Source organism: Pannonibacter sp. CBAS1226, assembly GCF_055685825.1.
In genome coordinates this window covers 403,106-417,820 of the sequence record NZ_JBVOUO010000003.1, presented here as the reverse complement: position 1 = coordinate 417,820, position 14,715 = coordinate 403,106, and the positions used below count along the sequence as shown (strand labels likewise).

Sequence of the window (14,715 nt, the reverse complement as noted above, 5' to 3'; positions counted from 1 at the left end):
CAGGGTGGAGGCTGAGGCATGGGCGCCGACATCATCAACCTGCGGCAAGCGCGCAAGGCCCGCGACCGGAAGGCGCGGGAGAGCGAAGCGGAAACCAACCGCCGCCTCCACGGCCGCACCAAGGCGGAGCGCAAGCTCAAGGACGCGCTCGACAGCAAGGCGCAGCAGGCGCTGGATGCCCATCAGCTGGAACGCAAGGCCTCCGCTAAAACCGAAGATCCGGACCGGGATGGTCAGGCGTGACCTTCGTCAAGCGCTCCCTCAGCCTCAAGGGGCACCGCACCAGTCTGGCGCTTGAGCCCGATTTCTGGGCCGAACTTGACCGCATCGCCGCAGACCGCTCCCTCTCCCTCGCCGCCCTCATCGGCATGATCGACGCCGAGCGCGCACCTGATCAGCCCCTCTCCTCTGCCGCCAGAGTATTCGTGCTGAGAGCCCTCAGGACTGTGACGGAGCAAGGGTGACGGAACGCCGCAAGCCTGGGTGCCGATTGAGAAACCCTTCTTGCGCCGTCATTCCTCCGCCCTGCCATGACCTGATCATGACATCCATGCCGTTCCAGCGCACATCCGAAGCAGGAGGTCCGGCAATTTGCATCTGTTTCCGCAACGACCGCCACGGAATGGATGCCATGGTCGAGCCATGGCATGACGAAACGGTTGAATTCTCCCGAGATGCAGGGCGTGCACTCATTTGCGAGCAGCGTCCGGACCTGCATTTCGAACATGGCCAGTCCGCCGCCAGTCCGCCGCCAGTCCCCCACCATTCCGCCGCCACTCCTCCGTCATGCCATGATTTGATCATGGCATCCATGCCGTTCCAGTTCGCCTCCGAAGCAGGAGTTCCGGTAATTTGCATCTGTTTCCGCAACGACCGCCACGGAATGGATGCCATGGTCGAGCCATGGCATGACGAAAAGGTTGAATTCTCCCGAGATGCAGGGCGTGCACTCATTTGCGAGCAGCGTCCGAACCTGCATTTCGAACATGGCCAGTCCGCCGCCAGTCCCCCACCATTCCGCCGCCACTCCTCCGTCATGCCATGACTTGATCGTGGCATCCATGCCGTTCCAGCGCACATCCGAAGCAGGAGTTCCGGAAATTTGCATCTGTTTCCGCAACCACCTCCAAGGAATGGATGCCGTGGGCGAGCCATGGCATGACGAAACGGCTGGGGTCTCTCAAGATGCAGGGGCTCTTACCCGGAGGGATCAGTTGGCGGGTGCCGGATAGGTGACCACGAGGCCGCTGGGCATGGTGACCAGCACCGGTTGTGCCGGCATGTTAGCCGGGATGCCGTCAGCCGGCCTTCCTGCCCCTGCATCGGAGCGCTGACCCTGCACACGCGGGGCAGCGGGAATTTCCTTCGCAGGCTCCAGCGGCGGCAAGGGTGCAACGCTTCCGGTCGCCTCCGGATCACGGCCTGCGGCACCGCTGCGTCCGGCGTTTCCAATGGCAGACTGGATCTTTTCCTCGAAGGTCAGAAGATCGCCGATAGCATCCCCATTGGCGGGCTTCGCTCCCCCATGAGCGCGCTCACTGCGCGAGGGCGCGGTGCTCTGCGCATTTCCGCGCTGATCGGGCGCAGGAGCGGATTCAGGGGCCTTTTCCGGCTCACGGCCTGACGCGTTCCCGGCCGCGGCTTTTTCTGCGGCAGCCTTTTCCGCAGCCGCTTTCTCTGCAGCCGCCTTCTCGGCTGCGGCCTTTTCGGCCGTCCGATGCTGATCTTCCGCCTCGCGGAAATATTTCATCTCGCGGGCCAGCCGGTCACGGTCGAGGATATCGGCCTGCAGGCGCTCCACCCGCTCCACTTCCTTCTCGAAGGCGCGCAGCGTGAGAAAGGCCATCAGCGGGCCAGTGTCGATCCGCCGTTCCGGGTTGCCCAGAGGGCCGGAGAAGATCACGCCCGCCTGAGGTTCTGCTCCGGCAACCGCGTCCTCGCCCGCATCGGCTTTCAGCGAAAGGTCGGCCTGCACGGTCCAGTCATTCAGATTGATCTGGCCGGAGCCGAGCAGAGCCGCCGCGGTTCCCTCAGCACTGAGATTGCGCAGACTGACTCGGCCGGCCGCCATCGACAGGGAGCCTTCGAGAGACGCGAAGGGCAGCGTGCCCGCATCCAGCTGGCTGGCAAAGAGGCTGCGGATCTTGTCTTCTTCCAGCTGCAGGCCGGAGTCGGCTGCGCGGATGATGAGGCCGAAGGCTTCCGGGTTCAGCGCCCGCAGCTCACCATCCTTCAGAGCCACCGTACCGCCGCCGCTGAGCCCGGCGGTCAGGGCCGCGATGGACCGGCCGCTCGTTTCAAACTGCGCATTCACATCCAGCGTGCCGGTTGCCACGGCCCGGCCAGAGCGCTGCCAGACAAGGTCTTCGGCCTGCGCGCCGGTCAGTTGCAGCGTTCCGGAGAAGCCCGCCTCGCCCGCATTGCGGGTCAGGGCCACCTGCCCGCTCAAGCTGCCGCCGCCATAGCGGGCCTCAAGCCCCTCCAGCCGCAGACTGTCCGGCACGATCCGCAGCTTCGCGGAAACCGTTTCGATGGCCGTCAGGTCATCCAGCCACAGTTTTCCGGCCTTGAGATCGAGACCCAGATCCATGTGCCCGGCAAAGGGTGTTCCAAGCGCCTGCCCCGGCCAGACGCCATTCCCCTCGGCAAGCGCCCATTGATCAGCACCCAGCATGACTTCCGACAACAGGCGGGCGTCGAGGGCCGAAAGGTCCAGCGCGCCGGAGATCCGGTAAAGGCCCGATCCTGCGGCTGGTGTCAGATCCCCCGTCAGGCGCCCGGCCACGGTCACACCGGCCATGGCGCCCTTGATGTCGCTCAAGCTGAGCTTGCCGCCTTCACCCAGCAGATCAAACCGCAGGTCCGCCGTCAGATCCCCCGCCAGTGCAGGCAGAACCTGACCGGTCATCAGCACCGCAGGAGAAAGGTCCTGCGATTTCAGGGTCACCCCGGCGGTGTAGCGCAGCGGCACGCCATCGCGCGGCAGTTCCATGTCGCCGACGGCTTCCAGACGGCTTGTTCCCGCCTTCGCATCGAGGCTGAGGGCAAGGCTGTCGCCCGGCTGCCCGTTCAGTTTCAGCGCCAGTTCCGCCGCACCAAGCCCCTCTTCCGAAGCCACATCGAAGCCGAGCTGGCGCAGCAGAAGCGCGCCTTCCGGCCCGGACATGTTCAGCGTCAAGGCCGCATCGCCATCGCGCCAGGCGTCCATCCGCCCGGCGAAGCGGCTGTCGAGGCCAATCTTGTTGCCGTTGACCTCGCCCGACAGCACCAGCCGCATCTCACTGCCCTTGCCGGAGGGCTTGGCCTCAATGCGCCCGTCCAGCTTGGCCGGCACCAGATAGTCACCGCCGATCTGCAACCGCCGGGTCAATTCACTGTCCGGCGCGGCATTCTCGATGAGGGCATAAAGCCCGGCCAGCGAGCTTGCCTCCAGCGTTGCGTTGAGCGAGCCCGAGGGAACGGTCGTCAGATCCCGGATGGTGCCGATGGCGTCGATGCGCGCACCGGCCAGATCATTGGCGGAAAGTTTCGAGATCTTCAGCTGCTCGCCGTCATATCCGGCTTCCACCGTCAGGGCCTTGCCCTTGATGCCCCGGATCGACACTTCACGGGCGTGAAGCTTCACGTCAATCTCGGCCCCGGCGAGCATCCCGCCCAGCGCATCAGCGCCAAAGGCCGGAGCCAGGCCGGACACAAGATCCAGATCCAGCTTTTCCGCCTCAAGGCCGAGCGCGAACACGGACTTGCCATTGCGCTCATGGGTGTAGGCGATGGAACCGGCAGCCTTCGCCCCGTCAATATCAAGGCGCGAGACGGCAAAGCTCACGCCGCCGCTGCCCGCATCCAGCTTGCCTTCAAGCGCAACCGGCAGGCCGGTGAAGACAAGCCCGTTGTGCCCCTGCAGCCAGCCCGTCAGCAGGCCCGGCTGCGCAGAATTGAGCACCAGCGTTCCGCTGTAGGACGGCGTGCCTTGCAGGGACAGGTCCCCTTGCGTGGTCACCTGCGTGCGGCCCGGCAGGCGGCTTGCAAGCCGCAGCACTTTCCAGCCGCCCGCTGCCGTTTCAAGGTCCAGGCGCGTGCCCTGAATGATCTCGCCGCCAGCCACAATGGCCGGAAGGTCAAGCGAAACCTCGCCCTTGAGCGTGTCAGGCGCCAGCGCTGCAAGACCGGAAAGAAGGCTTTGCCCTGCCGTGCGGATGGCCACAGGCTGCTGCGGGCCCTGCCCCAGCATCCGGTCCAGATCCAGCTGCCGCGCACCGGCCTTGACGAGGAACCGGCGCGAATCCGCCAGATCAAGATTGCCCTCGCCCGTCAGCGTCACATGCCGCTCGTCCGGGCCATAGCGAAGTTCAAAGGAAGGCACCGTGATCGCAGCCGGGCCGGCCTTCACGTCACCCTGAACCCGCCACTCCTGCATGGAGGGATCATCGGAGGCAACGGAGGCGAGCGTGAAGCGTCCGTCAAGCTCCGGTGCACCGGCCTTGTCGCTCAAAAGCGCATCAACGCTCAGCTGGGCGGGCGTCAGTGCCGGGGTCAGGTCTGCCTTGACGCGGATGCCGCCGCCGGGCTGGCGCTCACCCGTGGCAAGGCGCAGGGACATGGGCTCGCCATTGCTGGAGAGACTTCCGTCCACCTTGAACGGGCCGTTGAGCGAGCGGGCGCTCACCACCACATTCACATTCTCGATCTTGCGCGAGCCGCCATCGCGGGCATCGGACAGCGTCACACTGCCGTTGTTCACCTCGATCTGGTCGAAGGCGACGTTTTTCGGGTCCACCCGGGCAAGGCCCGCCTCGCTGCGCTCCATCAGCCAGTCAAGGCGGCCATCCTCATCAAGCGCAAGGTTCACCTGCGGCCGGTCCAGCCGCATTTCGACGACGCGGATCTCGCCCTTCAGCAGGGACGGCAGTTCGACGCGCATCTGAAAACGGGAGACGGACAGCAGCGGATTTTCCGCATCTCCCACCCGCACATCGGTGAAGGTGAGCGCCGGGGCGGGCAGAAGGCTCATGTCGGCCTTGCCCAGCACCGTCACCTTGTGGCCCAGCGCCTCGCCGGCATAGCGCTCGAAGGTCGAACGGTACGCTGTCCAGTCGACAAAGAGGGGCCCGACCAGCGCCGCCAGCAGCGCCAGGATGATGGCCACACCCGCCGTGATATAGACCGAATTCAGCGTCATTCTCCTGTTCTTGGGCACCTGTTGCGTGCGGCCCCTGCCGTTACACGAGCACGATCTTGCCCGGATTCATGATGTTATCCGGATCAAGGGCAATTTTAAGGGTACGCATCACATCCAGTGCGTCTCCATGCTCTTTTTTCAGATATTTCATCTTGCCCTGCCCCACGCCATGCTCGCCGGTGCAGGTGCCGCCCATTTCGATGGCGCGCCAGTTCATCTGCTCGATGAAAGCCTCGCTCTCCGCCAGTTCCTTCGGATCGTTGACATCCACCAGCACCAGCGTATGGAAGTTGCCGTCGCCCACATGGCCGACGATGGGCGCCAGCAACCCGCGCCGCTCGATATCGGCCACCGTCTCGGCCACGCATTCGGCAAGGCGGGAGATGGGAACGCAGACATCCGTCGACACCGCCTTGGAGCCGGGGCGCAGGCCCTGAGCTGCGAAATAGGCGTTGTGGCGTGCGGTCCAGAGCTTTGTGCGCTCCTCCGCCTGCGCCGACCAGCGGAAAGTGCCGCCGCCACAATCAGCTGCAATCGCCTCGAACAGTTCCGCCTGCTCCTTAACGCCCGAAGCCGTGCCATGAAATTCGAGGAACAGCGTCGGTGTTTCCTCAAGATCCAGCTTGGAATAGGCGTTGCAGGCGCGCACCTGCATCTTGTCCAGAAGCTCGATCCGCGCCACCGGAATGCCGGACTGGATGGTCATGATCACCGCGTTGCAGGCCGATTCCACATCCGGGAAGGGGCAGACGCCGCCGGAAATGGCCTCCGGCTGGCCGAAGAGCCGCAGGCTGATTTCGGTGATCACGCCCAGTGTGCCTTCCGAACCGACGAACAGCCGGGTCAGATCATAGCCGGCGGAGGATTTGCGCGCCCGCCCGCCCGTGCGGATGATGCGGCCATCCGCCGTTACCACGGTCAGCCCCAGCACCACATCCTTCATGGTGCCGTAGCGCACCGCGTTGGTACCCGAAGCACGGGTTGCCGTCATGCCGCCGATGCTGGCATCCGCGCCCGGATCAATGGGGAAGAACAGGCCCGTGTCGCGGATATAGGCATTCAGCTGCGAGCGCGTCACACCGGCCTGCACCACACAGTCGAGATCTTCCGCGTTCACTTCCAGAATGCTGTTCATGCGGCTGAGATCGATGGAGACGCCGCCGCCGGGGGCATTCACGTGGCCTTCCAGTGACGAGCCGGTGCCAAAGGGGATGACCGGCACCTTGTGCTGGGCACAGAGCCGGACAATCTCCGCCACCTCTTCCGTCGTCTGCGCAAACACCACAACATCCGGCGCCTGATTCGGCAGCCATGTGGTGGTGTGGCCATGCTGCTCGCAAACGGCTGCGGAGGTGAGGCACCGCTCGCCAAAACCGGCAGAAAGTGCAGCCTTCACGGCGGCGATGCCGTCCTCGTTGCGTTTCACCTGAACCTGCATGGCCGCCAGAGACATGGCGCATCTCCTCATCCTGTCATGAGGGCCTTGGTTTCCGGCCCTCTTGTGCTGGCGCACACTATCAAAGATGCCCCGCCACCCAAAGCTGTCTTGTGGGGCAAATCCCGGTTCTGTTGTCTCACCTGTTTCCTCCCGGCAAAAAGCCGTTGAAACGGGTCCAGTTCTGACCGGGATTGCGGTAAGAAGGAACACGCGTGGCCAGCGGCCGCAGCATTTGCGTTCCCGGATGTGGAGAGCATCACGCCATGGCCAAAGGCCCCTCCCCGCTGTTTCCCCTCAAGATTCCCGTCAAGGCCGGGATTACGGCCATCGCCGCCGAGTTGCGGCTCAACGTCCGGCATTTCCGCCACAGCAAGGCACCGCTCATCTGGGTGCTGGCCCTGTTCATCGGCGCCATCGTCTCCTGGGCGGCCATTTTCTTCCGCGAGCTGATCGGCCTCGTCCAGATGCTCTGGCTCGGCACTTCCAGCGAGGCAGTGGTGACGGCCGTTGCACAGGTGCCCTGGTATGTGGTGATGCTGGCCCCTGCGGCCGGCGGGCTGGTGGTGGGGCTGCTCCTGCATTTCGTCCAGCCCATGCAGCGGGCCTCCAGCGTGGCCGATGTGATCGAGGCCCGTGCCAGCGCCGGGCGCAGCCTGCGCTTCTGGCCGGGCATGTCCTCGGCATTGATTGCCGCCCTGTCGCTCGGCTCAGGAGCGAGTGCCGGGCGCGAGGGGCCGATGGTGCATCTGGGCGCGACCATCGCCACCAGCCTGGGCCGCCTGTTCAGCCTGCCGGATTCATCGCGCCGCATGCTGCTGGCCTGCGGCGTCGCCAGCGCGGTTTCCGCCTCCTTCAATGCCCCCATCGCGGGCGTGCTCTTCGCCCATGAGGTGATCCTCGGGCATTACGCCCTCTCGGCCCTGCCCCCTGTCGCCATCGCCGCCGTCACCGGCACCGTGTTCTCCCGGCTGTGGTTCGGCGATGTGGCGGCCTTCATCATCCCCGCCTATCAGATCACCTCCTACTGGGAGTTTCCCGCCTTCGCGCTTCTGGGGCTGGCCTGCGCCATCGTCTCCATCCTGTTCCAGTTCGCCTTGACCGGGACGGACTGGGTGGCACGCAACATTCCCCTGCCGCTGTGGCTGCGCCCGGTCACGGGCGGGCTGGCGGTCGGGGCCATCGGGCTGATGTTCCCCCATGTGCTGGGCGTTGGCTACGAGGCGACCGATGAAGCGCTGAAGAACCAGTTGCCCCTGACGCTGCTGCTGGCCCTGCTGGTGGCCAAGACGGCGGCAACCGCCATCACCCTGGCGTCCCGCTTTGGCGGCGGCGTGTTCTCGCCTGCGCTCTATCTGGGCGCCATGACGGGCGGGGCCTTCGGCATCATCGCCGCCGCCGCCGTGCCGGACATGGCCTCCAGCGGCGGTCTCTATGCCATTCTCGGCATGGGCGCGGTCGCGGCTTCCGTGCTGGGCGCCCCTGTCTCGACCACCATGATCGTCTTTGAGCTGACCGGCGGCTACGGCCTGTCCATGGCGCTGCTGCTCTGCGTTTCCATCGCCACCGGTATCACCCAGGCGGTGCATGGACGCTCCTTCTTCCAGTGGCAGCTGGAAATGCGCGGCGTGCCGCTCAAGGACGGGCTGCACCGCATGCTGGTGCGGGAAGTGCGAGTGGATGATTTCATGACACCGCTGGCGCCCGGAGACACCGGAGAGACCGGCCCGCTGACGCCGGACATGCCCGCGCTTTTCACGGACGAAACCCTCGACAAGGCCTTGAGACGATTCGATGAAACCGGCCAGACGCGGCTTCCCGTGGTGCGCCGCTCAGCCCCGCTGGTGCCCGTCGCCACGGCCTTCCACGTGCACGCACTGGCACATTACAACGCCGTCCTGATTAAAGCGGCAGAAGAAGAACACCGGTAAAAGCTATATTTTTCAGTGCGTTAACCGGAAAGCCGGAATCAAGCCGCAAGGCAGGGAGAGCGCCATCTCAGCGGCTTGAATCAATGTGTGAAGAACCGCCTCATCCGCAGACCAGGTCTCTCCCTCGTCATCCCGGACGAGAGCGAAGCGAAGATCCGGGACCGGTGAGCCCCGGCCTGCCGGCTCTATGGACCAGTTGAACCAACCTGCACCCCGGCTCACCGGTCCCGGCTCGCGCTGCGCTTGGCCGGGATGACGATGGAGGGGCGCAGGCCCGTAAAAGCCCCACAGCCGGATCAAACCGGCTCCGTTGCCTGTTCCAGCCAGATGCGGGTCTTCCCGTCGAGGTGCGGGCCGACTTCGTGGCGGACGCGGGCGTGGTAGGCGTTGAGCCAGTTGCGCTCGGCCACCGTCAGCAGGTCCACATCCACCAGCCGCCGGTCGATGGGCGCCAGCGTCAGCGGCTCGAAGCCCAGCATGGGCCGCTCGCCACCGGGAATGTCCCGCGCTTCCGTCACCAGTTCCAGATTCTCGATGCGGATGCCATATTCCCCGGCCGGATAATAGCCCGGCTCGTTGGAGAGGATCATGCCCGGCTTCAGCGGCTGGCTGCCCGTCTTGGCAATGCGTTGCGGCCCTTCGTGGACGGACAGATACGCCCCAACCCCGTGGCCGGTGCCGTGGTCATAATCAAGGCCCGCCTGCCACAGGGCGATGCGCGCCAGCGTGTCAAGCTGTGCCCCCGTTGTGCCCTCCGGGAAGCGGGCCGTGGCGATGGCGATATGGCCCTTCAGCACCAGCGTGAAGTGGCGCTTCATCTCCGCCGTCATCTCCCCCACCGCGATGGTGCGGGTGATATCGGTGGTGCCGTCCTCATACTGGGCGCCGGAATCGATCAGGAACGGGCGGTTCAGCGGGACCGGCAGATTGCTCTCCCGGTTCACCCGGTAATGGCAGATCGCCCCGTTCGGCCCGGCGCCGGAGATGGTGTCGAAAGAGATGTCCTTCAGCACGCCCGTCGCAGCACGGAAGGCTTCCAGCTTTTCCGCCGCGCCAATCTCATCCAGCGTGCCCTTGGGCGCTTCTTCGTCCAGCCAGCACAGGAACCGGCAATAGGCCGCCGCATCGCGCAGATGCGCCGCTTTGGCCCCTGCAATCTCCGCCGCATTCTTGATGGCCTTGGGCAGCAGCACAGGGTCAGCCGCCTCCACCAGCTTGCCGCCGGCCTCCGTGATCTTCGTGGCGATGGCTTCACCGGCAAGGTCCGGGTCCACCATCACCGTCAGCCCCTCCTTGCCGAGGCTTTCCAGCGCGGGCAGGAACTGATGCGGCTCGGCAATATCGGCATAGGCCGAAAGCTCGCTGCGGACCTCGTTGGAGAGCTTGCGCCCGTCGATGAACAGCACGGATGGCTGCGCCGCCTTGAGCACGGCAAAGGACAGCGGCAGCGGCGTGTGGGACACATCAGACCCGCGGATGTTGAAGAGCCAGGCAATCGAATCGGGCTGGGTGATCACCACCGCATCGGCGCCGCGCTCCACGACGGAGGCCATGATGCGTGCGGCTTTGTCCGCAACGGCCTCTCCTGCCAGTTCCAGCGGATAGAGCGAGACCGCACCCAGCGGCGCCTCGGGACGGTCTTCCCAGACCGCATCAACCGGGTTTGTCTCGACAGCCACCAGTTCTGCCCCCGCCTTGGCGCAGACTTCGCGCAGGCGGCGGGTTGCGTTGAGCGTATGCAGCATCGGGTCAAAGCCCAGCTTCATGCCCTTGGAAAGATTCGCCTCGATCCACTTCAGCGGCGGCTCGTTGATGAGATGCAGCGGGGTGAAAACCTCGCAATCCACCTGTTCGCGCACCTGCAGCGTGTAGCGGCCGTCCACAAAGATCGCCGCCTTGCCGCCCAGCACGGCGGCCACGCCCGCCGAGCCGCCGAAGCCGGTCAGCCATTGCAGGCGGCAATCGCAGGGCGGCACATATTCGCCCTGATGCGCGTCGGCGCGGGGGATGAGGAAACCGTCGAGGCCACGGCGGGCAAGCTCTGCCTGAAGGGCCTGAAGCCGCGGACGGCCAACGGAAGGATCGGTGGGGGTGTCAAAAGTCTGGAACATGGAGCGGAGCCTAAACCCGCCGCCCCGGCCAGACAATCTCAAAGGCAGCGCCCGTCCACATGCAGCAAGGTTAAAAAGCCGTTTCCTTTCGCACTGCGGCATAGTCTTTTCGCACATGCAATAAACGCAAGGCAGTCATGCGGTTCCATGTCTTTTCGGAATGGCCGGATGAGGCCATATTCAACCCGTGACGAGGGAGGAACCTAGCCACACCGAATTTATGGAGAAATCCAAATGGCACTTTCGACTGTTACCTCCACGATGATCGCCGCTGATCGCCGTTCGTCCCGCAGCATCATCCGCCGCGCTTTCGATCACATGATCGCCGCGCGTGAAAAGCAGGCCCTGCGTTATGTCAACGGCTACCTGCTGTCGCTGGACGATGCCACGCTGGCAGCTTACGGCTACGATCGCGAAGAACTGCGCCGCCAGGGCTCGCTCACCAGCGCGATCTGAGACGGAAACCATATCGCAGCCGCGGCGGAGTGATCCGCCGCCCGGACTGCGGGATGACAAGGCTCCTTCGGGAGCCTTTTTCCGTTTCTGGGCAATGGTTTATGGCGCGTGACGGAATCAGGCGGGCAGCGGGTTGAACGCCATACGTCAAGACGGTCAGCAGTGGATGGCCGCATGGCCTTGCCGTTCTCTGACGCGGTCACCCCGGGCCGAACACAGTGAGGACCCGGGGACCACTCGCTTGCAGAGAGTTGCAGATGTCCTGAAGCTTCGCGGCAAGTTCCTGTCCGAAACCTGATGCGCCACCGTAGCCAAGTCTTACCGTTCTGGAAGCGAGTAGCCCCCGGGTCTGCGCTTCGCTCCGCCCGGGGTGACCGCCCTGGGAGCGCCTCGCTCTGACACCAACCCATGCAAAAGGCGGGCACAGGGCCCACCTCATCCTCATCCGATCTGCCCTCAGCCGCGCCCGCGCGTCAGGGTAAGCGTGATCCAGCCGTTCTTTTCGAAGCGCCGCACAAGGCGGAAGCCCTGCGTGCCATAGGCGAAGAGGATGCGCGGGCCGTCCTCGATTCGCAGGCCCGAAAGCACCAGCATGGCATCGCCGGTCATGCGGGCGGAAATGCTTTTGGCCATCTGCATCAGCGGGCGGGCCAGAATATTGGCAATCACCAGATCAAACGGACCGTACTCGGCAAAGCGCCGGTCTTCCACGCCAGCCGCCGTAAAGGTGCGCACGAAATTGCCCACACCGTTCAGCACAGCATTTTCAGCTGCCGTCTGCGTTGCCACCGGATCAATGTCGCTGGCAATCACCTGCTGGCGGGACAGCTTGGCCGCCGCAATGGCCAGAACGCCGGTGCCGGTGCCGATATCAAGAATCTTGTCGAACCGCCAGTGGCTGAGCAGCCGGCTGATTTCCCGCAGGCAGCCTTCCGTGGTGGCGTGGTGCCCGGTGCCGAAGGCGAGCGCGGCTTCAATCTCGATGCCGATGCTGCCCGCAGGAACCGTGCCCCGGTCATGGCTGCCGTGGATGAGAAAACGCCCGGCCGGCACGGGAGCCAGCCCTTCAAGGCTCTTCTCCACCCAGTTCAGGTCTTCAAGAATTTCAGCTTCCACAGGCGCAGCAAAAGCATCCGCCCCGACCCTGTCCTTCAGCTCATCGGCAGCCTCGTCCGGCTCCATGCCGAACATGAGGATTTCGACCGCCCAGACCGAGCCGTCCGGCACGAATTCATAGACCGTGACCGGATTGCCATCGTCCTCATAGGCCTGTTCCACGATCCCGTAGATACGCTTGGCTTCCAGTTCGGCGGCACAGATCCGCACTCTCACAGTCTGCATGAAATCCTCGGCAGCTTGGCAATGACGTGGCCGATATAACGCCAGCGGCCCCAAACAGCCAGCCTATTCGGGCGCTGCTGGAGCGAGCGGCAGCGTTATGCGGGCCGTGAGCCCCCCACCGGGCGTATCAAGCAGCTCAAGCTGCCCGCCATGGGCTTCCACGATGGAGAGCGTGGTCGACAACCCGAGGCCAAATCCGGTCCCCGCCTCAGAACCGATGGACCGGGCACTGTCCCCTCTCACGAAGGGCAGGAGCATGCGCTCCTTCTCGGAAGAGGAAATGCCTGGTCCATGATCGATGACGTCGATGACGGCGCTGCCATCCCTGGAAGTGAGCATCACCGTCACTTCGCCCTGTCCGTCAGCCGCATAGCGCAAGGCGTTGCCGGCCAGGTTTTCGACAGCCCTGACAAGCTCGCTGGGCCGGGCCAGAACCTTGATGTCACCCTCTGCCTCAAGCCCGATCACATGGCCTGCATCCTCATATTCATCCCGAATGCCTTGCAGCAAGCTGGGAACATCAATGCAGACGGAGGCTTCGCCGGTGCGGCCCTGCCGCAGAAACGTCAGCGCGCCATCGATCTGGGCTTCCATCACCTTGAGATCAGCAAGGCTGCGGCGGCGCTGGTCTTCATTTTCGATCAGTTCGAGCCGCAGGCGCAGACGGGTCAAAGGCGTGCGCAGGTCATGGCTGATTGCGGCCAGCATCTGGGTGCGGCGCTCGATCAGGTCGTGGATCCGCTGCTGCATCCGGTTGAAGGCAAGTGCCGCATCCCGCACTTCCTGCGGCCCGCGCGCGGCGAGCGGCGCCAGGATTGTGGTATTCTCGCCAAAGCTGGTCACCGCCTTTGACAGGTCGGACAAGGGCCGCACCAGAGTGCGCAGGGCCCAGATCAGCAGCATGGAAACACTGATGATCAGGAAGATGAGCAACTGGAAAAGAGGATCACCCAGGATCGGTGGCCTGTCCCTCGGCAGCATGTCACTTTCCACCAGCGTGCCGTCGGACAAGCGGAAAACCAGTTGCGGAACCCGGCTGTCATTGGCCTGATCATCCGGTCTCCCGCCGGATCCGTCCGCCCCGTCCCCATGCAGCAGGACACCGAGAAATTCGACTCCCTTTGTCACAGCTCCGGGTGCGAGCGGCCAGAAAGGCGGCAGCCGCTCCGTCATCTGATCGACCTCTGCCGAAGCAGAGATCGTCAGCTTCAGCTCCGGATAGTCAGCCCTGACGTCCTCCAGAATAGCTTGCCGGACAGCCGGATCAGCCTCATCAAGACGGACGGCCGCCGCCGCAGCGCGCATGGCATGCAGCGACAATTTCGCATTCGGCCCCTGAGGCCGGATCAGAGTGATCGCAGCGACTGCAAATATGACAAGAACCGCAAGAGATGAGATCATCACCAGCAGCATCTGCGGGGCAATGCGCTTCGGCCATAACCATGCCAGGGCCCGTATCAAGCTGGCTTCACCTCTCCAACGAACTCGTAGCCACCGGCACGGACAGTCCTGATGAACTGCATCCGCGCGCCGGCCGCATCCATCTTGCTGCGCAGGCGGCTCACCAGAATGTCAATGTTGCGGCCCGTCATACTGACGTTGATGCCCTGCGTCAGTTCCACCAGCTGTTCGCGGCTCAGGACACGGCCATGGCGTTCGCACAGCACCTGTAACAGATCAAACTCGGCCGGCGTCAGGCTGACCAGCGCGCCCTTGGGGTTGAACAGATGGCGCGTCTCGCAGTCAAGCACCCAGCCATCAAAGCCCAGCTTCTTGCCGGAGACAGCCGGCGTCGCCGCCCCCATTTCGACACGCCGGAACATGGCCCGGATGCGGGCGATCAGTTCACGCGGATTGAACGGTTTGGGCAGATAATCATCCGCCCCAACCTCCAGACCGATCACACGGTCAAAGTCATCGGCCTTGGCCGAAACGATGATGATCGGAATACTGCTGGTGCCTCTCAGGCGGCGGCAGATGCTCAGGCCATCCTCGCCGGGCAGCATGAGGTCCAGCACGACGAGATCGATCCGCGCGCTGTGCAGCACACGCTCCATCTCGCCCGCATGGCGCGCGAGGCTCACCTTCCAGCCCTGACTCGTCAGATGCTGGTCAATCAGTTCGCCGATTTCGGGGTCGTCCTCGACAACGAGGATATGTTCAGTCTGTTTCATGAGCCGCAATATGACTCAACTGCGCCGCATTTCAATTATTTTTCGTCGGTTATTTCTCTTGATTTCAGTAGTTTCTTTAGAAAAATAA

Annotated in this window: 11 protein-coding genes; 5 read left to right on the top strand and 6 right to left on the bottom strand. The window is 64.2% G+C overall.

Going from position 1 to position 14,715, the window contains the following annotated elements:
- Positions 1 to 18 precede the first annotated feature (18 nt).
- The 3 genes from AC0CMF_RS12075 to AC0CMF_RS12065 all read left to right on the top strand — a co-directional run bounded on the left by AC0CMF_RS12075 (position 19) and on the right by AC0CMF_RS12065 (position 1,045).
- Entirely contained in the window at positions 19 to 243 is a 225-nt protein-coding gene (locus AC0CMF_RS12075; protein WP_058899363.1) for a DUF4169 family protein, read from the top strand.
- Positions 240 to 464 (top strand): ribbon-helix-helix domain-containing protein, encoded by a 225-nt coding sequence (locus AC0CMF_RS12070; protein WP_374629038.1) that lies wholly within the window; start codon positions 240 to 242, stop codon positions 462 to 464. The genes AC0CMF_RS12075 and AC0CMF_RS12070 overlap by 4 nt, the downstream gene beginning before the upstream one ends.
- A gap of 77 nt (positions 465 to 541) precedes the next feature.
- On the top strand, positions 542 to 1,045 hold the full coding sequence (locus AC0CMF_RS12065) for a hypothetical protein (RefSeq protein WP_472481729.1): 504 nt from the start codon (positions 542 to 544) through the stop codon (positions 1,043 to 1,045).
- Between the two features lie 165 nt (positions 1,046 to 1,210).
- Here AC0CMF_RS12065 and AC0CMF_RS12060 read toward each other — a convergent pair whose 3' ends face one another.
- Both AC0CMF_RS12060 and AC0CMF_RS12055 read right to left on the bottom strand, forming a co-directional pair.
- Positions 1,211 to 5,179 (bottom strand): AsmA family protein, encoded by a 3,969-nt coding sequence (locus tag AC0CMF_RS12060; protein WP_374629040.1) that lies wholly within the window; start codon positions 5,177 to 5,179, stop codon positions 1,211 to 1,213.
- Positions 5,180 to 5,219: 40 nt separating this feature from the next.
- On the bottom strand, positions 5,220 to 6,632 hold the full coding sequence (locus tag AC0CMF_RS12055) for an FAD-binding oxidoreductase (protein WP_374629041.1): 1,413 nt from the start codon (positions 6,630 to 6,632) through the stop codon (positions 5,220 to 5,222).
- Positions 6,633 to 6,880: 248 nt separating this feature from the next.
- Between AC0CMF_RS12055 and AC0CMF_RS12050 the strand changes: the two genes are divergently transcribed.
- The gene (locus AC0CMF_RS12050) at positions 6,881 to 8,545 is read left to right on the top strand and encodes a chloride channel protein (RefSeq protein WP_374629042.1); all 1,665 of its coding nucleotides are present in this window, start codon (positions 6,881 to 6,883) and stop codon (positions 8,543 to 8,545) included.
- Positions 8,546 to 8,841: 296 nt separating this feature from the next.
- On the opposite strand, the gene AC0CMF_RS12045 is transcribed toward AC0CMF_RS12050, so the two are convergent.
- Entirely contained in the window at positions 8,842 to 10,656 is a 1,815-nt protein-coding gene (locus tag AC0CMF_RS12045; RefSeq protein ID WP_374629043.1) for an aminopeptidase P family protein, read from the bottom strand.
- Between the two features lie 234 nt (positions 10,657 to 10,890).
- On the opposite strand from AC0CMF_RS12045, the gene AC0CMF_RS12040 reads away from it, so the two are divergent.
- Positions 10,891 to 11,112, top strand: a complete 222-nt coding sequence (locus tag AC0CMF_RS12040; protein ID WP_244269971.1) for a hypothetical protein — start codon at positions 10,891 to 10,893, stop codon at positions 11,110 to 11,112.
- Positions 11,113 to 11,568: 456 nt separating this feature from the next.
- Here the strand turns inward: AC0CMF_RS12040 and AC0CMF_RS12035 are convergent, their stop codons facing one another.
- The 3 genes from AC0CMF_RS12035 to AC0CMF_RS12025 form a co-directional block, all read right to left on the bottom strand.
- Entirely contained in the window at positions 11,569 to 12,453 is an 885-nt protein-coding gene (locus AC0CMF_RS12035; protein WP_374629045.1) for a 50S ribosomal protein L11 methyltransferase, read from the bottom strand.
- Positions 12,454 to 12,516: 63 nt separating this feature from the next.
- The gene (locus AC0CMF_RS12030; RefSeq protein ID WP_374629046.1) at positions 12,517 to 13,914 is read right to left on the bottom strand and encodes an ATP-binding protein; all 1,398 of its coding nucleotides are present in this window, start codon (positions 13,912 to 13,914) and stop codon (positions 12,517 to 12,519) included.
- On the bottom strand, positions 13,911 to 14,627 hold the full coding sequence (locus AC0CMF_RS12025; RefSeq protein ID WP_374629047.1) for a response regulator: 717 nt from the start codon (positions 14,625 to 14,627) through the stop codon (positions 13,911 to 13,913). Before AC0CMF_RS12025 ends, AC0CMF_RS12030 begins: the two co-directional genes overlap by 4 nt.
- Between the last annotated feature and the right edge of the window lie 88 nt (positions 14,628 to 14,715).